The 20189-nt window shown below is 46.2% G+C and carries 15 protein-coding genes; 9 read left to right on the top strand and 6 right to left on the bottom strand.

Annotation, left to right across the window (positions count from 1 at the left end; translation table 11 throughout):
• The first annotated feature begins 26 nt into the window (after positions 1 to 26).
• Complete coding sequence (gene acnB, locus A3IK_RS0106635) at positions 27 to 2636, top strand: bifunctional aconitate hydratase 2/2-methylisocitrate dehydratase (RefSeq protein WP_020559193.1); 2610 nt, start codon at positions 27 to 29, stop codon at positions 2634 to 2636.
• A 66-nt stretch (positions 2637 to 2702) separates the two neighbouring features.
• Here the strand turns inward: acnB and A3IK_RS0106630 are convergent, their stop codons facing one another.
• The 5 genes from A3IK_RS0106630 to ygfZ form a co-directional block, all read right to left on the bottom strand.
• On the bottom strand, positions 2703 to 4829 hold the full coding sequence (locus tag A3IK_RS0106630) for an acyl-CoA dehydrogenase domain-containing protein (protein ID WP_020559192.1): 2127 nt from the start codon (positions 4827 to 4829) through the stop codon (positions 2703 to 2705).
• A gap of 18 nt (positions 4830 to 4847) precedes the next feature.
• Positions 4848 to 5654 carry a YiiX/YebB-like N1pC/P60 family cysteine hydrolase gene (locus A3IK_RS18760; protein ID WP_020559191.1) on the bottom strand — a complete coding sequence of 269 codons (807 nt, stop codon included), beginning with the start codon at positions 5652 to 5654 and terminating at the stop codon, positions 4848 to 4850.
• 126 nt (positions 5655 to 5780) lie between these two features.
• Positions 5781 to 6170, bottom strand: coding sequence for a hypothetical protein (locus tag A3IK_RS0106620; RefSeq protein ID WP_020559190.1), 390 nt, complete (start codon positions 6168 to 6170; stop codon positions 5781 to 5783).
• 97 nt (positions 6171 to 6267) lie between these two features.
• On the bottom strand, positions 6268 to 8010 hold the full coding sequence (aceK, locus tag A3IK_RS0106615) for a bifunctional isocitrate dehydrogenase kinase/phosphatase (protein ID WP_020559189.1): 1743 nt from the start codon (positions 8008 to 8010) through the stop codon (positions 6268 to 6270).
• A complete protein-coding gene (ygfZ, locus tag A3IK_RS0106610) occupies positions 8007 to 9032 on the bottom strand; it encodes a CAF17-like 4Fe-4S cluster assembly/insertion protein YgfZ (RefSeq protein ID WP_020559188.1) in 1026 nt (341 codons plus the stop codon). The genes aceK and ygfZ overlap by 4 nt, the downstream gene beginning before the upstream one ends.
• A gap of 253 nt (positions 9033 to 9285) precedes the next feature.
• Here ygfZ and A3IK_RS0106605 point away from each other — a divergent pair, with 253 nt between their 5' ends.
• The 7 genes from A3IK_RS0106605 (at position 9286) to A3IK_RS0106570 (ending at position 17370) form a co-directional block, all read left to right on the top strand.
• Positions 9286 to 10284, top strand: coding sequence for a VWD domain-containing protein (locus A3IK_RS0106605; RefSeq protein ID WP_083915684.1), 999 nt, complete (start codon positions 9286 to 9288; stop codon positions 10282 to 10284).
• A 396-nt stretch (positions 10285 to 10680) separates the two neighbouring features.
• Positions 10681 to 11718: a hypothetical protein gene (locus tag A3IK_RS0106600; RefSeq protein ID WP_020559186.1), complete on the top strand. Its 1038-nt coding sequence runs from the start codon at positions 10681 to 10683 to the stop codon at positions 11716 to 11718.
• 406 nt (positions 11719 to 12124) lie between these two features.
• Entirely contained in the window at positions 12125 to 13222 is a 1098-nt protein-coding gene (locus tag A3IK_RS0106595) for a hypothetical protein (RefSeq protein WP_020559185.1), read from the top strand.
• A 564-nt stretch (positions 13223 to 13786) separates the two neighbouring features.
• Positions 13787 to 14872 carry a hypothetical protein gene (locus tag A3IK_RS0106590; protein WP_020559184.1) on the top strand — a complete coding sequence of 362 codons (1086 nt, stop codon included), beginning with the start codon at positions 13787 to 13789 and terminating at the stop codon, positions 14870 to 14872.
• A gap of 296 nt (positions 14873 to 15168) precedes the next feature.
• Positions 15169 to 15579 carry an arsenate reductase ArsC gene (locus A3IK_RS0106585; RefSeq protein ID WP_040848812.1) on the top strand — a complete coding sequence of 137 codons (411 nt, stop codon included), beginning with the start codon at positions 15169 to 15171 and terminating at the stop codon, positions 15577 to 15579.
• 3 nt (positions 15580 to 15582) lie between these two features.
• On the top strand, positions 15583 to 16653 hold the full coding sequence (gene arsB / locus A3IK_RS18755; RefSeq protein WP_020559182.1) for an ACR3 family arsenite efflux transporter: 1071 nt from the start codon (positions 15583 to 15585) through the stop codon (positions 16651 to 16653).
• Positions 16654 to 16665: 12 nt separating this feature from the next.
• Positions 16666 to 17370: an alpha/beta fold hydrolase gene (locus tag A3IK_RS0106570; RefSeq protein WP_020559181.1), complete on the top strand. Its 705-nt coding sequence runs from the start codon at positions 16666 to 16668 to the stop codon at positions 17368 to 17370.
• Here the strand turns inward: A3IK_RS0106570 and A3IK_RS0106565 are convergent.
• The gene (locus A3IK_RS0106565) at positions 17364 to 18848 is read right to left on the bottom strand and encodes an AMP nucleosidase (RefSeq protein ID WP_020559180.1); all 1485 of its coding nucleotides are present in this window, start codon (positions 18846 to 18848) and stop codon (positions 17364 to 17366) included. The two genes, A3IK_RS0106570 and A3IK_RS0106565, sit on opposite strands and share 7 nt — an antisense overlap.
• 144 nt (positions 18849 to 18992) lie before the next feature.
• Between A3IK_RS0106565 and csm6 the strand changes: the two genes are divergently transcribed.
• Positions 18993 to 20168 (top strand): CRISPR-associated ring nuclease Csm6, encoded by a 1176-nt coding sequence (gene csm6 / locus A3IK_RS0106560; RefSeq protein WP_020559179.1) that lies wholly within the window; start codon positions 18993 to 18995, stop codon positions 20166 to 20168.
• Positions 20169 to 20189: the final 21 nt, after the last annotated feature.

The following is a 20189-nucleotide window of genomic DNA, read 5'->3' as shown; positions in this document are numbered from 1 at the left end:
TATCTATGACTGTGGAGACAAAAACCATGTTAACCGAATACCGTCAACATGTAGCGGAGCGTGCGGCTGAAGGTGTACCCCCTCAGCCACTGACCGCTGCTCAAACGGCTGCTTTAGTAGAATTGTTAAAAGCCCCACCAGCGGGTGAAGAAGCATTTTTAGTTGATTTATTAGAAAACCGTGTACCTGCAGGTGTGGATGACGCAGCCTATGTTAAAGCAGGTTTTTTAGCGGCTGTAACTAAAGGTGAAGCGAAAAGCCCACTGGTAAGTCCCGTTAAAGCGGTTGAATTATTAGGCACTATGTTAGGTGGCTATAATATTCAGCCCTTAATTACGGCCTTAGATGGTCCAGAGTTGGGTGCTGCAGCGGCTACAGCATTATCAAACACGCTATTAATGTTTGATGCTTTCCATGATGTCGAAGAAAAAATGAAAGCGGGCAATCAATATGCCAAGCAAGTAATGGAATCATGGGCGAATGCTGAGTGGTTTACTTCACGCCCCGCACTGGCTGATAAAATCACCGTAACGGTATTCAAAGTACCCGGTGAAACCAACACAGATGACCTTTCACCGGCTCCTGATGCATGGTCACGTCCTGATATTCCATTACATGCTAATGCGATGCTGAAAATGGCACGTCCCGGTATTGAGCCAGATGTTCCGGGGACTAAAGGGCCTTTAAAGCAAATCGAAGCGGTTAAAGCGAAAGGTTTCCCTGTTGCCTATGTGGGTGACGTAGTGGGTACCGGTTCTTCACGTAAATCAGCAACTAACTCAGTACTCTGGTTCTTTGGGGATGATATCCCTAATGTACCGAATAAGCGTGCCGGTGGTTATTGCTTTGGTGGTAAGATTGCACCTATTTTCTACAACACCATGGAAGATGCGGGCGCACTCCCTATCGAAATGGATGTGTCTAAAATGAATATGGGTGACGTGATTGATGTTTACCCGTATGAAGGTGTGGTAAAAAATCACACTACGGGCGAAGTCATCAGCACCTTTACCCTTAAAACTCCTGTGCTGCAAGATGAAGTACGTGCCGGTGGACGTATTCCGCTCATTGTCGGTCGTGGTCTGACGGGTAAAGCTCGTGAAGCTTTAGGCTTAGCACCTTCCACCTTATTTAAAGCACCAGATCAACCAGCCGATACGGGCAAAGGTTATACCTTAGCGCAGAAAATGGTTGGCAAAGCGTGTGGTGTCACGGGTGTACGTCCGGGGACTTATTGCGAGCCGAAAATGACAACGGTAGGCTCACAAGATACCACCGGCCCTATGACTCGCGATGAGTTAAAAGACTTAGCTTGTCTGGGCTTCTCGGCTGACTTGGTTATGCAGTCCTTCTGCCATACTGCTGCCTATCCTAAACCCATTGACGTAGTGACCCATCATTCACTACCTGATTTCATTATGAATCGGGGTGGGGTATCGTTACGTCCGGGCGATGGTATTATCCATTCATGGTTAAACCGTATGTTATTACCTGATACTGTCGGTACAGGTGGTGACTCACATACCCGCTTCCCGATTGGTATTTCTTTCCCCGCAGGCTCTGGGTTAGTGGCCTTCGCCGCTGCGACTGGGGTAATGCCTTTAGATATGCCAGAGTCGGTATTAGTACGCTTTACAGGTACTATGCAACCCGGTATTACCTTACGTGATTTAGTGCATGCTATTCCTCACCAAGCGATCAAAGAAGGTTTGCTAACGGTAGAGAAAAAAGGTAAGAAAAATATCTTCAATGGTCGTATTTTAGAGATTGAAGGTTTAGAAACCCTGACCGCTGAGCAAGCCTTTGAATTATCCGATGCTTCAGCCGAGCGTTCTGCTGCGGGTTGTACCATTACCTTATCAGAAGAGTCAGTGGCTGAGTATTTACGTTCTAATATCGTGATGCTCAAGTGGATGATCAACCAAGGCTATGGTGATATACGCACTATTGAGCGTCGTATTCGTGCCATGGAAGCTTGGTTAGCTAATCCAACCCTCTTACGCGCTGATAAAGATGCGGAATATGCGGCGGTGATTGAGATCGATATGGATCAAATCAAAGAACCGATTCTGTGTGCGCCGAATGATCCAGACGATGCTAAGTTATTGTCTGAAGTCGCAGGACGTAAGATCGATGAGGTCTTTATCGGTTCGTGCATGACCAATATTGGTCACTTCCGTGCAGCGGGTAAATTACTCGATGCAGCGAAGGCGCAATTACCAACTCGTATGTGGATCGCTCCACCGACCAAAATGGACGAAACGCAATTACGCGATGAAGGCTATTACAATATCTATGGTCGCGCAGGCGCACGTTTAGAGATGCCCGGCTGTTCATTGTGTATGGGTAATCAGGCACGGATTCGTGAAGGTACGACGGCTGTATCGACCTCAACTCGTAACTTCCCGAACCGTTTAGGTACGGATACAGATGTATTCTTAGCCTCAGCGGAGCTAGCTTCGGTAGCGGCGGTAATGGGCAAATTGCCTACTGTTGAAGAGTACATGGCCTATGCTAATCAGCTTAATAGTATGGCAGGTGACATCTATCGTTATTTGAATTTCGATAGAATGGAAAACTACCAACATGCGGCTGAGCAAGTCATTATCCCTATGATGAATAAATCGGCAGCCTAAGCGCCTAATTCAGTACTACTGTGCTGAAAAGAAAAAAGCCCTGACTAGTGATAGCAGGGCTTTTTTTTATGGGGAGAGCATTTTCTCCATCAGTTGTTGCGCTTGGCGTAGGCGTTCAATGCTGATTTGTGGGAGTAAGTGACGGGTACTGGCTTCTTCAATCCACTCATGTAAGGTTTGGGTTTTGAGTTTGCCTTGTTTGACTAAGCGGCGTAATTGATGAAAATCGGGAGCGGTTAGCATCGCTTGCTCTAGCGCATTATCGAGTTGGGTGAGTTCATTCGGGTGGTTATCAGTGCCTAGATAAATACCTGCTGTGACCCGCTCGCGAGTGGTGGAGGGTTCGAGGGCTAATTGAGCTACTGCGTGAATCATACGCTCATCAGGCGGGCTAAACGGTTTGCCATAGGGAAACATAACAAAGCGCAGCGTTTTAGTCAGCCACGGATGTGGGAGGGTATGAAATACCGCCAGCATCGCTTGCTGAGCACGGTGCATAGCAAGCGTACAAGCATATTCCATTAAGGGTTTATCCGTCTCCGGTTCGCCTTGTTCGGCATAGTGTTTGAGTGCCGCTAAACATAAATAAAGGTTGGCAATAATATCCGCCATGCGCCCCGATAGACTCTCGTGATTCAGTAAGTTCCCCCCCAAAGAGAGCACTACATAATCCACCAGCAGTACAAAATGACGGCTAAGGCGGTTGAGCTGGCGGTAATAGCGGCGGGTACTAGGGCTGCCGGGGGCGGTTAAAATGCCATTGGTGAGACCTGCGCCAATACTTTGCCCTAAGTGATGGGTAATCTGGGTTAAATGCTGCATTAGCACTTGATCAAACTGAGGCAAATCTTTACTAAGGGCGCTACGAATTTCCGCTAATAGTTGGGGATGACACTGTAAGGTGCCTTGTCCAAAGACTAATAAAGAGCGTAATAGTAAATTATTGCCCCCTAAGGTTAGATATTGAGGGAGTTGTTCATAGACCTGTGCTAGATACGGGCTAGGTAGCGGTTGGGTGGGACCACTAATAATATCTAAGCTATCCATTAACACTTGGCGTAGTCGTTCGGTGAGTTGGTATTTTACCAAGGCGCTGATTAAGAGCGGATGTTGGCCTTGATCAAAAGCCGTAGCGGTTAAAATACGCGCAGCATCCATGAGATAAGTATTGCCCATAATACGCGCGAGTAAGCCTTCGATACCTTGGTGATAACCTAATGGCATACCTAATTGCTGGCGGATTTTAGCGTAAGCCCCCGTATAGCGGGTAGCATATTTAGCCATGCCAACCTCTAAAGCAGGTAGGCCTATGCCGCGTCCGGTCAGGGTGTTTAGCAGCATGCTTTCCCCTTGACCAATGAATACCTCTCCACCTAGTAAGTGATTGAGGGGTAATACTATGCCCTGTTCAGTCGGTGTTTGTAGGGCTTCTAAGGGGCTGACTAATAGCGTAAGCCCGCGCCCTATCGCCTGATGGGCTAATTGATGTGGATCTTGTAGATGCACCACTATCCCCACCAGTGTCCGTGGCTTTAAGGTGCGGAGTAGGTGCGGCGCTAGGTGGAGCTGTAACTGAGTTTGGTTTTTGAGTTTGATTAAAGTGGCATAGGTAATGGCATTATATAGGCTAGTACTGCCTTGAGGGGAGAGCAAAATGTGGGTACTACACTGACCGGCTGCGATGGTGGGTAAGTAACGTGCTTGTTGTTCTGAAGTGCCATAGCGTTGAATTAATTCACTTAAACCGCTATTGGTGCGCCATATTGCTCGTGCCGTTGCTTGATGACAGCTATTCAGTTTTAAAAGTACTTGTGAATAAGCAAGCGCGGAAAAGCCCAAACCTTGCTGTTGTTTGGGGATTAATAAACCAAAACAACCGGCTTGGCGTATCTGTTCTTGCAGTGTAGCGGGCAGTTGTTCAAAGGTACTGGTGGCATGATGGCAAAGTTGCTCGCAGAGTTGTTGCAATGTTTCTTCTAAAAATTGGCGCTCGTGCGGCATTAATTGAGTAAAGGCAATGGCTTGTAGGCGTTGCCAATTGGGAGTACTGGAAAAAACCTCAATATCCCAACTATCAGGATTAGGTTCAGGGTGAATGAATAGCTCTGGCTCAGTGAGGCGCAGTTGACGACGCATAAAATGCATAATGGGACGACTAAAGTAACGCTGGCGCAGCGACACTAATCGAGACATATTGACCTCCTATTCTTGCTATTCTTGATGCCAGGGTAAGGTACGATACACGGGTTCTTTACTAGCATTCCAAGCCGGATATTTAATCACACTAAAATAAGGCGAATAGTCAAAATCACTCGGAGTGATCAGGCGAAAATTACGCTCATAGAGGCGTACTTGTTCGTTTTTCTCGTTTTTTACGACGGGTAAAATGGGATAATGTACCTGTTGAAAGCAACGTGCAATCATACTCGAACACACAATATGCGTTGGATTGCCTGCATTATGCTGGAATAACGAGGAGCGCCAACGGCGAGGTAAAATGGCATAAGGAAACATAAAACGCGCCAGATCAAGCAATTGCCGAATATCATAATCCAAACCTAAATGCTCAATGGCAAAATTAACCACCTTATCCGCATCACTCCAAGTCAGTCCTGCTGGGCGACAAATACGCAAATGCTCATGCCGGTATTGAGCTAGGGTATTCACCACCGTACCTTTGCCTAAGAGGGATTCAACCACTAAAGGCTCATTAGGATCACCCTGATAAAACTCAGCTAAACGGGCGCGTGCTACGGGGTCACGTACATCACTAAGACGTCCTACATATAATGCCGCATGTGTCCACGGGGATAACACAATGGTTTGAATCACACGGCTCACGCGCGTTTGACCCGCAAATAAAATCACATCAGCCGGTCGGACTTCGCGCTCTAAAAAATCAAAATCAGTTAAGGCTCCTAAATCCTGTCGATGGGGTTCGGTGTTCAGCCAAGTGATGCCTTTATTCCAGAACCAATCGCGGTAAGAAGTAATTTGACGACGTATCTTAGTCAACATAAGCAAGGCTCCCCCGGCTGGTTATGCTACTTATCAGGATAATGTACTGAGTATGGTAGCGTAGAAATAGCGCAGGGCTTAATAACCGACCGGAGGTAATGATAATTCACTAAAAAGCCAGCTTATTCATACAAAGCCTTGAACCTCAACCTGAAAGTAATGAGAGCCTTCCCTAGTAGGAAATAAAATATCATGCTCAGCAGGCGCTTCTACTCCTAGTTTATAGGGCGCACGACTGTCATAGCAGTGTCTATGATTAAAGTCGGTGAAGTCGATGGTAAAAATAGCTCCTACCGGTTGGCGTATTAAAGCATCCACTAGCGGCATTTCACGCACATGATCCGCTTGAAAGGATGAGGTTTGTTGGAGCGTATTAAAAAAAATATGCGCACTTATTTGCCGAAAGCGCTGTTTTTCATCCTTAATCTGCCACACATAGCGCCAAATTTGTTGATGCTCTGATTTAGGGGGTAAGGCTTCGCGTTTAAATTGAGTAACGGTGATTGTTTTTATCATTATTGAGATGCCTATCAACACTATGGCGCTACTGTAACACGAGTATAGTGAGCTGTCCCTCACGAACCGCTCTAGTGGTAGCTAGTCGACGGATTGCTCAGCGTTTAAAGCGAATCTCGGTAGTGTAGGGAAATACATCCTCATAAATACCTTGGCGAATATTTTCTTGCTTTTGTTGCCAATAACGATAATCGAGTAAGTCTTTATGGTGTTGCAAAAATATTTTACGAATCTTAGGATTAGTTAATAAAAACGTACCAAATTCCTCAGGAAACACATCATGGGGTGCAACCGAATACCATGGTGTACTTCTAAACTCATCCTCTGGAAAGCGCGGTGGTGGAATTTTACGGAAATTACACTCCGTCATATAGGTAATTTCATCATAATCATAAAAGACCACACGGCCTAAGGGTGTTACGCCAAAGTTTTTATATAAAAAATCGCCGGGAAAGATATTCGCACCCGCTAATTGTTTAATAGCATTACCATAGTCTTTAATTAAATGTTCTAGCTCGGTATCAGTTGCCTGCTCTAAATAAATATTGAGTGGAGTCATACGCCGCTCAATATACATATGTTTAAATATAATATAGCCATTGTCTGTTTCGGTAATACTGCTGCCACAGGTTTCATAGAGTTCTTGTAATAAGGCCGGACTAAAACGGGTTTTGGGCATAGAAACATCGGAGTATTCTAACATATCCGCCATGCGTCCCACCCGATCATGACGTTTAACCAGTTGGTATTTTTCGGCGACCACTTGGCGAGTAAATTCTTTTTGCGGGGCAAATTTATCTTTAATAATTTTAAAGACATAGGAGTAGGAGGGGAGGGTGAAAACCATCATTACCATGCCACGAATACCGGGGGCAATCACTAGTTCATCATTAGAGTGGCGTAAATGATGCAAGAAATCGCGGTAAAAATCAGACTTACCTTGTTTATGTAAGCCAATAGCAGAGTAGAGTTCCGAGCGATTGGCATCGGGTAAGATATGCTGTAGAAAATTCACAATGGCGGAGGGCACTTGATGCTCTACCATAAAATAGGCTTGTGAGTAGCTAAAGACTAAGGATAGCTCTTTTTCACCTAGTAAAAGCGTATCAATATAAAGACCGCCTTGCTCATTATTTAAAATAGGAAGGGCAAAGCCGACTTCCTCGCGCCCATTGAACAGACGACCTACAATATAGCTCCCCTTATTGCGGAAAAAGGGATAGCGAATCACTTGAAGCTGAAAATTTAAGGCCGTTTTACGTTTGGCTTTACCCGGAAAGAGCTTAACAATACGGCGATAAATATGGTGAATATCGCGGGCTAAATTTTCAAAGGGTAGGGTATAGCCCGCATCGTAAATAATTTGCGTAATACAGTGTTTTAAGCCTACGGTATTAGGGTAATAGCAGCGATAGCTGGGTAAGTCACCTTGGATATAGTTAGTCGAAATAGTATTGCGAATAAATATAAAGGCATTGGTATAGTATTGGCGCGGGAATTGATGGCAAAACACCGAGGTATAAAAGGTTTCAGCGAGTTCTGGCTGGCGATGGTTGGCGAGCAGGCGCATATAGCATTGTTTAGTGGCTTGCCATAATTCTTGATCTAATGGCTCAATAGCATAGAGTGCTTGGACAAGCTCAATGGTTTCTGCCACCCGTTGATCATACAGCACAATGCGTTCGCGGGAGGCGAGTTGTACCTGACTCCACTTGGCCTGCTCAAAACGCTCCCGCGCCCCTGCGGTAATAGCCTGAAAGATTTCAAAATGGCGATTAAAACCTTGTAGGATAGTGCTGGCAATCTCTTGAGCTAAAGCTAAGTGGGCTGAGGTCGTCATTCGGTATCGGTCTCATAGGGCAGCGGTAATACTTGGACAGTTTGCCCCTCTAAGGTCAATGCTTCAGTGATATAAGCAATCTTCATTATGGCTAATACTTCGACTTTACTATCAGGATTTAAAGCGGCATTGAGCACTTGACCCGCATCCGGTTCAGTAGGACTACTAATCACCGCACCCACCGCAGGAGTATGAAAACTATCTACTCCGAGACGATAGAGCTGGCGCTTGTTTTTACCCAAATATTTAAGTCGCGCCACAATTTCTTGCCCAGGGTAGCAGCCTTTGGTGAAGCTAATACCATTAAGCAGTTGTAAGTTAAGCATTTGTGGCACCCACGCATCACTACTTTCGAGTGTTACATGCGGAATACCAGCGGCAATTTCAAAATAGTTCCAGACCTCGGTTGTGACTGCTGCCGCATTTACGCTCAACGCCTCCCAAAGTTGCTGGCTTTCCGTTAGTTGACCATAAATTTCAAAGCGTGGTACCTCAGCAGGGCGGCGAATAATAGTGAGTTGATTAATTTGTAGGACTTGATCAACCTTCGCCGGATAGCGACCCAAAATAGCTTGTAAACGTTGCTCACCTTGCGGATCCGCATAGCCGAAATGTACAAAGCTATCATGTGCATCGGTGAGAGCCACATCTGAGCGCATGACAAACATACGTAGGCGCTTGAGCATCGGCTCCACTAAATCAGCGGCAGTGGCTAGATATAAAGTGCCTTCACGCTCTAATACCTGAAAAGTGGCTAGCGCTCGACCTTTAGGGGTGCAATAAGCAGCCGGAACCGTGTGAGTGGGACTGACCGTATCCACATCCGCACTGAGTTGCCCTTGTAGAAATGAGCGTGCATCTTTGCCATTGACAGCAATCAGACCTTGATGTGAAAGATCACACAGGATAGCGCCTTGTGGGGGGATACTGCGTTCACGTTCGGGATTACCAAAGGAGATCAGCTTTCCTGCCTCAAATTCGGCACCTTGATGAGTAAGAAATTGACGCCAACTTGCTTTCATAATGATGTTTTCCTATTGAGATTAAGGAGGGGGTGTAGCCTTTTGCCCGCTAAAGTTCCTCGACTATCGTAATCCTACTTCATTCGATCCTAGAACTATAAGACTATTTGTTTAACGAATAATTAACTATATATAAAACTACGCCTATATAAATTTTACTAATCAGTAAAGCGATTTAACCCGTAGTTTGATATTGGTTTGCTGTCACCCACCATCAATTAAAATTTGATTAAATTTTAGTGAGATCAATGAAATGCTAAATACTACACAGTCTAACATTACTACACATCGTGGAATATCACCAACTCCTACTCCAAGCACAGGGCGTTGGGGAGGAACGAGTACTGGTTTGAATCTTAACGGTTTTAACGGAAGTAGTAGTGGTTTGCAAGGGGGTAATAATCTCTTACAAATGATTATGATGCTGTTACAGCAATTAGCAGCTAATCGTGGACAGATTAGTGGTGGTGGAGTTGCGCCTACACCAACACCTGCCGCTCCAACTCCTACACCTGCTACTCCAACTCCGGCAACACCCACACCAACACCTAGACCAGGAACACCGGTAGGAACCGGAGTTAATGCAGGTGGTTGGGGTGATCCACATTTTATTGGTGCCGATGGTGGTCGCTATGATGTGCAGGGTAAAGTCAATACTTACTATAACCTGCTGAGTGATGCTGGCTTCCAAATGAATGCTAAGTTTACTAGCCATAGAAACGCGGGAGCCACCATTATGGGTGAAATTGGCGCGGTGATGGGTATGGATAAAGTGCAATTCGATAAAGAGGGGCAGTTAACCATAAATGGTAAAGTGATGCAGGATGGCACCTATGCGACTAGTAATGGTGGTAGCGTCACTAAAAAGGGTAAGGTTGTTACCCTAAAAGAAGAAGAGTACACCGCTACTATTACGGCAAAAGCGACCAATGTGACTAAATATTTGGATTTCAGGGTATCCAGTAAAGATGTTGCTAAAGACGGTATCATGCCGCACGGTATCTGGGGACAAACCGCTGATGGTGATAAGAAAGTGAGAACTGGTGATACCGGCGCAGGTGCTCAAGGCGGTGGTGTGCTGGAAAAATTAGATGGCACTATCTCCAAACGTGGCGATAAAGAAACCGTGAAGCTTTACGAGGTAGGCAGCTTATTTGATACCTCCTTTACTAACTTTAACCGCTTCGGTGGCAATAGTGGCGGTGATGTAGCTGTTCACTCTAGCGCGAATGGTGGTGCTGACAGCGTTTAAATACGGTCGGTAATCGTGGAGTCGCTTTCCTAAGCGGCTCTACTCCTGTTAGCCATAGCCCTCATCGTTGGTCAGATTGAGCCAATCCCTCCGTTCGATACCTAGCATATTAATTAATCTCATCGCTAAATGGATATTAAAGCGTTAGCTTCCTATTTTTTATTGGGATGGGCGGTAGAATTACACCTTTTACCTACTGAATTTTCCCGACTATCTTGATCCTACTTCACTTCATAATATCCTTATAAGAATATTCTATTTAATAAAAAATTAACTTTATTAAAACTACAACTCCCAGTATTTTGCTAAGTAATAGAGTGTTAGCTTGTAGTTTGATATTGATTTTCTGCCACTCATTATTAACGAAATTATTTTAAATTCAGTGGGATCAATAATATGCTAAATATTAATCAGTCTAATATTACTACACCCTCGTCCTCTTCTTCCGCTTTAACTATGGGGAGTTTGAATAGTGCTGGCCTAGCTGGGTTAAATTTTACAGATGTATTTAGACCGGGGGGGGCTGTGCCGGGGAATAATAATTTCACACAAATTATTATGTCGTTATTACAGCAATTGTCGGCTAATCCTAATTGTGTAGGTGGACAACTCGGTGGGGGAGTAGCGCCTACACCAACTCCGGCAGCACCTACACCGACCCCCACTCCGACAGCACCTACACCGACCCCAGCCGCACCTACACCCGTAGCACCTACACCCTCTCCAAAACCAGGTATGACTATACCAACGGCCAATAACGCAGGTGGGTGGGGAGATCCTCATTTCATTGGTGCCGATGGTGGTCGTTATGATGTGCAAGGTAAGGCAGGAAATTACTATAACATTCTTAGCGATGATGGCTTCCAGATGAATGCTAAGTTCGTGGGCTTTAAAAATGCCGGAACTACGATAATGGGTGAAATGGGCGCTGTCATGGGGACGGATAAGGTACAAGTTGATAAAAATGGACAACTGACGTTGAACGGTAATGTGATGAAGGATGGCACTTATCCTACCGAAAATGGGGGCAGTGTGACTAAAAAGGGTAAGGTCATCACCCTCAAGGATGAAGAATATACCGTGACTATTACCTCTAAAAGTAGCGCGGGGGGTAACTATTTAGATTTCAGAGTCAAGAGTAAAGACGTTGCTGCTGATGGAGTAATGCCGCACGGTATCTGGGGACAAACTGCTGATGGTGATAAAAAGGTGAGAAAAGGTGATACAGGTACAGGTGCTCAAGGCGGCGGTGTGCTGGAAAAGCTAGATGGCACTATCTCTAAACGTGGCGACAAACAAACGGTACAACTTTATGAGGTAGGTAGTTTATTTGATACCGCCTTTACTAACTTTAACCGCTTCACTGGCGATACCGGCGGGGATACAGTAGTTCATTCTGGGGCTAATGGTAGTGGAGAACGTGACATGGCCTAAGCTTTATAACTATTGATAACAAGCGTGGAGCCGCTTTTTAAGCGGCTTCTGGCTTTTTGGCAGTCATGTTCTATTAGCTGATACCCCTTATTTAAAGACTGGAGCTTTACGAGCGTTCCGGTAATAGTCAGTTCTATTGCATATTATTTAGCCTTACCTGATATTTTTTGCTGGAGACTCATTGGCGTTTACCTTTTACCCGCTAAAGTTTCCCGACTATCTTAATCCTACTTCACTCTACAGTATAATTATAAGAATATCTTATTCAATCAATAGCCAAATTTATCATAGTAACTACAACCCCAAGCGTTTTACTAAATAGTAAAGTGATCTAAACCGTAGTTTGATATTGGTTCGTTGTCACTCAATCAATCAAAATTATCTAAAATTTAGAGAGGCCAATAATATGCTAAATATTAATCAGTCTAACGTTACTACTACTACCCCTACTAAGCCACCATCATCTTTAACCACAGGATTTTTGGGCGGAAGTACTACAGGTTTAAACTTTACCGATGTATTTAGACCTGCTGGTGGTTTAGGTAATAATAATTTCGCACAAATTATTATGTTACTGTTACAACAATTAGCTGCAGATCCTAATTGTTTCGGTGGTCAACTCGGCGGACAAACACCGACGCCAGCTACGCCGACACCAGCTACGCCGACACCAGCTACACCGACACCAGCTACGCCGACACCAGCTACGCCGACGCCAGTGCCAACACCAGTGCCAACACCGGTACCGACACCCGTGCCAACACCGGTACCGACACCAGTGCCAACACCCGTACCCACGACAACACCGAGACCTACTCCTACACCAGTGGCAACCGGTAATAATGGTGGTGCATGGGGTGATCCACACTTCATTGGTGCAGATGGCGGTCGATACGATGTGCAAGGTAAGGCAGGAACTTACTATAACATTCTTAGTGATGATGGCTTCCAAATGAATGCTAAGTTCGTGTCATGGGGCGCGGGCGCTACCGTAATGGGTGAAATCGGCGCGGTTATGGGGGCTGATCAAATAAAGATTGATGTATCTGGTAAGCTCACCCTAAATGGTAATGTGTTAAAAGATGGCACCTATCCTACCGATGGTGGTGGTAGTATTACTAAGCGAGGTGGTCAGATTACGATAAAAGATGAGGAGTACACCGTTACAGTTACCGCTCAAGCTGGTTATCTAGATTTTAATGCTAAAAGCAGTGATGTGGCTAAGGATGGTATAATGCCGCACGGTTTATGGGGACAAACTGCTGATGGTGATGGTAAAGCGAGAAGCGGTGACGTAGGCGTCGGTGCTCAAGGTGGTGGAGCCATTGAAAAGTTAGATGGTACCCTCTCCGCAAGAGGTGATAAAGACACCGTGACACTTTATGAAGTAGGTAACTTATTTGATACCTCGTTTACTAACTTTAACCGCTTCAGTGGTGATACTGGAGGTGAGTCAGTAGTTCATTCCGGTGCCGATGGTGGCGGTGAGGGTGCTACTGCCTAAGTTTACTCATCACTTGGTGATGCTCGAAGCCGCTTTTTCAAGCGGCTTCGTTCGTTTAGAGGATAAGATTCCATTGCTTATCGCTGCATCAGCCAAACCAAGCATTGCTGTCGTTCAATATCTCTGGGTTCAATGAGCCTGTCATTACCTCCCCTCACCGAATTAATTAAGCTGATCTTACTTTTATAAGTACTTGAGCCAAAGTAATCGAGTATTTCCTCCGCTGCCGCTGTGAATACCTCTCTGGACGCTACGATGCGGCATCCCTGCCACCAAGACTGCTCCAGAAATACCCGATTACTTATACCTTCTTAATATTTTTCTTTGATATTAAGGGTAGAGTAAGACCTTTTGCCTGCTAAAGCTTCTCGGCTATCTCAATTCTACTTCATTTTATAAGGCAATTATAAGAATATCTTATTCAACAAATAACTAAACTTATCAACAAGCGACAACCCCAAACGTTTTACTAACGAATAAAGTGATCTAGCCCGTGGTTTGATATTGGTTTATTGCTACTTATGATTAATCAAAATTATTTTAAAATTCAAAGAGGTCAGTAAAATGCTAAACACTACACAAAATAACATTACTACTACACCCCCACGCGGAATTTCTCCCTCTCCTACACTAAACACAGGAGGTTTGAATGGATGTAATACAGGTGTGAATTTTACCAATATATTCAACCTAGGGGGAGGGGCTGGTCTGCAAGGTAATAATAACTTCATGCAAATGATTATGTTGTTATTACAACAAATGATGGCTAACACTAATACCGGCGGACAAGGAGGTGGAGTAATACCAGGAACTACAACTCCGGGGACTACCACTCCGGGGACTACAACTCCGGGAACTACCACTCCAGGAACTACCACTCCAGGAACTACAACTCCGGGAACTACGACTCCGGGAACTACAACTCCGGGAACCACGACTCCGGGAACCGCTAACCCCAGACCGACTACACCAGTAGGAACTACTAATAACGGTGGTGCATGGGGAGACCCACATTTTATCGGTGCTGATGGTGGTAAATACGATGTACAAGGTAAACCAAACACTTACTATAACATTATCAGTGATGCTGGCTTCCAAATGAACGCTAAGTTCGTGGGTAACAGCGGTACTACCGTAATGGGTGAAATCGGTGCGGTCATCGGTGGAGATCGCGTGAAGGTAAATGCCTCAGGCCAACTCACTTTAAATGGTACAGTTATGAAGCAGGATGGAACCTATCCTACCGATGGTGGTGGTAGCGTCACTAAGAAAGGCGGTGTTATAACGCTCAAGGATGAAGAGTATACCGTTACCATTACCTCTAAAGGTGGGCATTTAGATTTTACTGCTAAGAGTAAAGATGTTGCTAAGGATGGTGTAATGCCACACGGCTTATGGGGACAAACCGCCGATGGTGATAATAAAGTGAGAAATGGTGATGTGGGTGTAGGTGCTCAAGGTGGCGGTGCGATTGAAAAGTTAGATGGCACGATCTCCAAAAGAGGGGATAAAGAAACCGTAAAACTGTATGAGGTGGGTAGTTTATTTGATACTTCCTTCGCTAACTTTAACCGCTTCAATGGTGATGCAGGAGGACGACCTGCAGTTCATTCTGGTGCTAACGGAGGTGGTGAAGGCGCTACAGCATAAATGATATAGATTTGGTTGGTTGACGTATTGAGAACTAAGTGGGATAGGGTGATCGCTCTATCCCACTTTTTTATTTGTGACATAGTTCTACACCCTCACTTCAAGTTTCTCTATGCTGGTAGATTGCTAGTTGCCGTATGATCAATCAAAGAGCACAGTAGCCTCCTAGTAGCTCCTATGCTAGTTTGTGTTATTTATCTTTATTTGAGTTGATGATTGATTGGGAACCACACAAAGTGGTATCCCGACCGTGCATTAATCTTCGGAACATACCTATTCTGCTTGAGGTTTCACCCGTGTTTCAAGTTCTGATTCTTTGTACTGGTAATTCCTGCCGTTCGCAGATGGCAGAGGCTATTCTTAACTATGATCTGGCCGGACAGGTGCAAGCCTTTTCTGCCGGAACTCGTCCACAGCCAGCCGTTGCAGCCGGAGCACTGGATGCTTTGCAATTGGCTGGTTTGCCTATTGATGGTTTGTATCCTAAGGATGTGGATGTATTTCAGAATCAGACACTGGATTTGATTGTTACTGTGTGTGACAACGCTAAGGAGTCTTGTCCAGTATTTCCACGTCCGATACCTACCCTGCATCTGCCTTTTCATGATCCACATGGTGAGCCACTATCCAGTTTTATTGTGGTACGTGATGATATTCGTACTCGTCTGCTACCGGCGGTGCGCTCAGCACTAGGACTGGAGGCTTAGGGTATGTCGGCACAATGTGAAGTCACCGCTAAGCGTCAGGCCGGTGCAACTATGGGACTGTTTGAGCGTTATCTAAGCATCTGGGTTTTGCTGTGCATTGTGGTGGGTATTGCGCTGGGTAGTTTGTTTCCTGCTGCATTTCAGACTATCGGGCTGCTAGAAGTAGCACAGGTCAATCTACCCGTAGCGCTGCTGATCTGGCTGATGATTATCCCGATGCTGTTGAAAATCGACTTTCATGCCTTGCAGGAAGTGAGACAGCACTGGAAGGGGATTGGTGTTACTTTGTTTATCAATTGGCTGGTGAAACCGTTTTCCATGGCGTTGTTGGGTTGGCTGTTTATCCGCGTGCTGTTTGCCCCTTGGCTGCCAGCCGAGCAGATTGATAGTTACATTGCTGGACTAATTTTGCTAGCTGCCGCGCCCTGTACCGCTATGGTGTTCGTATGGAGCAATTTGTCAGCAGGTGAGCCGCATTTCACCCTATCACAAGTGGCTCTGAATGATGCGATCATGATCTTTGCCTTTGCACCATTGGTTGGCTTATTGCTGGGTATTGCCGCGATTACAGTGCCGTGGGATACCTTGTTGCTATCGGTACTGCTCTATATTGTGGTTCCGGTTATTATCAGCCAACTATTGCGCCGACTATTGCTGGCTACAGGACGCTTGGAGTCGACGCTGAAAACCCTACAGCCTTGGTCGTTGCTGGCTTTGCTGGCGACACTAGTACTGCTGTTTGGTTTTCAGGGGCAGCAGGTATTGGCACAGCCGCTGGTGATTGTGTTGCTCGCTATCCCCATATTGATTCAGGTGTATTTCAATTCCATGCTGGCTTATTGGTTAAATCGGCGCTTTGGGGTGGCGCATTGTGTGGCAGCACCTTCTGCACTGATTGGTGCTAGCAATTTTTTTGAGTTGGCGGTTGCTACGGCTATTGCTTTGTTCGGCTTTAACTCTGGTGCCGCACTGGCAACCGTGGTCGGGGTGCTGGTAGAAGTACCCGTCATGTTGTCGGTGGTGGCGATAGTGAATCGCAGTCGTAACTGGTATGAAGCCGGTATTCAATCTTAATAGGAGAACCTCATGAGTACCCCTGTCTATCCGCCGCTAGTTCTCATTCCGGGATTTATGTTAGATGAGACGCTTTGGGATGAGTTTAAAAACTATCTGCCTGAAGTGTGGCCGGTACGGCATGCTTCTCTGAATGGTGGTCAGACCATCAAAGAGATAGCCCAATATATCGCTAGTCAATTACCACAACAGTGCGTACTGATCGGTTTTTCTATGGGGGGCTATATTGCCAGACAATTAGCCGCAGATTATCCCGAACGGGTGGCAGCACTCATACTCATAGCCAGCTCGTTGCGCGAAGATACCGAGCAACAAATGCAAGCCAAGCAACAGGCAATACAGGCACTATCCCCCATCACCTTCAAAGGCTTAAGTCACAGCACGATTGCTAAATCATTGCACCCAGATCATAGCAATAGCGAATTAATTACTCGGATCAAACAGATGGGGAGTCGTTTAGGCTATGAGGCTTTAGTGACGCAATCGGCGCTGCGGCGTGCGGAGGTTCCTACGGCAATCCACTGCCCGACTTTAGTGATTGCGAGCCGCTATGATGCGCTACGCACCTTAGAGGAGGCTGATGAATTAGTCGCAGCACTTCCTAATGCTTCATTGCAAGTATTAGACGGGAGTGGGCATATGATACCACTGGAGCAGCCTGAAGAACTGGCTGCTACCATTATTGACTGGTTGAGTGCTCAACCTATTGATCACTGAAAGGCCGTCTCATCGAAAGCTCGCAGTTTTCGTGAGTGCAGGCGCTCAGAAGGCATTTCGCGTAGCTTTTCCATGGTGCGAATCCCGATGGTGAGATGCTGAGCCACTTGGCGATTGTAGAATTCGGTTGCCATCCCCGGTAGTTTCAGCTCACCGTGCAGGGGCTTGTCCGAGACGCACAGCAGCGTTCCATAAGGCACACGGAAACGGAAACCATTGGCGGCAATGGTGGCGGACTCCATATCTAACCCAATAGCGCGGGACTTGGACAGGCGCTTCACGGGGCCGGATTGATCACGCAGCTCCCAGTTGCGATTGTCAATGGTCGCCACTGTGCCGGTACGCATGATCTTTTTCAGTTCATAGCCAGATAATTGGGTGACTTCCTCGACAGCTTGTTCGAGTGCCACTTGTACCTCTGCTAGTGCAGGGATGGGCACCCAAACGGGTAGGTCTTCATTTAGCACATTATCTTCGCGCATATAGGCATGAGCGAGTACATAGTCCCCTAATGACTGCCCCTTACGCAGCCCAGCACAGTGTCCGAGCATTAGCCATGCGTGGGGGCGCAGTACGGCAATATGATCGGTAATCGTTTTAGCATTGGAGGGGCCGACACCAATATTCACCAGTGTGATACCCGAATGATCGGAACGGGTCAGGTGATAGGCCGGCATTTGGGGCGAGCGGGTTACTGGCTTGCCTTCTGCTACAGGGTTGCCGCGGCGGGTGATCACATTGCCCGGCTCGACTAATGCCTCATAACCACAATCGGGTTGCATGAGGATTTCACGCGCATGACGCACGAATTCATCCACATAAAACTGATAGTTAGTAAAGAGCACGAAATTCTGGAAATGAGCCGGACGAGTCGCTGTGTAATGTGCTAACCGATGCAGGGAGTAGTCAATACGTGAGGCGGTAAAAGGGGCTAAGGGTTGGGGGACACCCGGACGGTCATCATATTCACCATTGACAATACGATCATCCGTCTGAGCAAGGTTGGGAGCATCCCACACATCACGCAGGGGGCGGGATAAACGCTCTTGGATAGAGCCTTCCACATGAATACCTTCTGGTAGGGCAAAATGCAGCGGAATAGGTATATCTGAAATCCCGACCGTGACCGGAACTTGGTGATTAGCGATCAGTGTTTCTAACTGATGTCGTAGATAAACCTCGAAGAGGTCAGGGCGAGTGATAGTGGTGAAATAGACACCAGGCCCTGGTACTCGACCATAGGCTAATAGTGAGTCTATATTTGCGTGACTGCCCGTAGTAATCGTGACTTGTGGGTAGAAAGCACGGAAACGAACCTCAGGAACATTGCCCTCCATGAGGCGGCAAAAGGACTGATAAAGGAAATCCGTACTAATATGGTAGAGCTGTTTTAGGGCAGCTATGGCTTCAGACGCTTGGGTGCAAACGATGGCAGGTGGGTAGTCTGGGGTGCTGACGGGCAGATCGCTGTTGTTCATATTTTCTCTTTTTGCTTTATAATGAAGCGACCAGTGTATGCCAGCTAGTAAAATTCAGCCAGTCTAGATAGGTTGGTGTATGATTTTAGAGTTACAAAATACGCTCTATCTTTCAGAAATACCTACTCCCAAGTCAGGATTCCTATGCTATCTAGTCATCCCCCTTTGTCTGCTATACCGCTAGCTACTGAAGCACAGCAACAGGTAGAGCATGTTTGGTCACGACGCATCCTGCTGGCAGTGGCTGCCCGTTCGCCACAGGTGGTGACCGAAACACTATATGCTCTAATGCATGAAACACCTAGTTGGCAAGCAACAGAGGTGCATGTCATTACCACTGGGCATGGGAAGATCGGTGTGGAGCGTCTGTTAGATCAGGCTTACGGGGGCGAGGGTTGGCTCAGTCGTCTCTGCCATGATTATCAATTACCCCTGCCAGCTTTCACACCTGAACATATACACTTGATCACGGATGATGATGGATATGAATTGGATGATATTCGTACTCGTTCGGATAACACCCATGCTGCTGATTTTATCAGCCAAGTAGTGCGTCGCCTGACGGCATTTCCAGACACTCAACTAGTGATTTCACTTTCAGGCGGACGCCGTACCATGACTTTCTATATTGGTTATGCGTTGTCTCTATTTGGGCGCTTACAGGATCGATTGACGCATGTATTGGTAGATGATGCCTATTTCTTTTTGCCAGATTTTTTCTACCCACCCCCTTACTCTCAATGGTTAACAGGGCAGGATGGCAAGCCATTTGATGCAGCTCAAGTGGAGGTAATTCTGGCAGATATTCCATTCGTGCGTTTGCGTGAGGGGCTGCCGCAGGCATTGCTGGAGGGGAATAGTAGCTTTAGTGCTAGTATTAAGGCAGCCCAGCATCAGCTAAATAATCCCATGGTCGTGTTCAAGTCCGTAGAGCGCGAGTTATGGTGTGGAGGGGAACTTGTTCCCATGCCACCGATATTGATAGTTTTTTATGTTTGGATGTTACAGCGTTGTCAACAACAGCGCCCGCCACTGCATTGGAGGGATCAAGAAAATCCGGTGCTGGCAGAACAGTTTTTGCAAATTTATCGTGATTTATTTGGGAGTCGTGGCAGCTACCATACTGTTGCTAAAGGGTTGCAGCAAGGAATAGGAAAGAACTGGTTTGAGGAGCGTAAATCTCAAATCAATAAGACTCTAAAACAGGCACTTGGATTAGGGAAAGCCACACCCTACCTGCTGTATACCTATGGTCAGCGTCCTGCCACACGTTGTGGCTTACACTTGCAACCAGAGCAAATACATTGGTCTGAGCCGTAAATAACCAGCTACTTCAGATAG

The organism is Thiofilum flexile DSM 14609, assembly GCF_000380185.1.
In the GTDB taxonomy this organism is placed as follows: Bacteria; Pseudomonadota; Gammaproteobacteria; order Thiotrichales; family Thiotrichaceae; genus Thiofilum; species Thiofilum flexile.
This window is presented reverse-complemented; position numbering and strand designations above follow the sequence as displayed.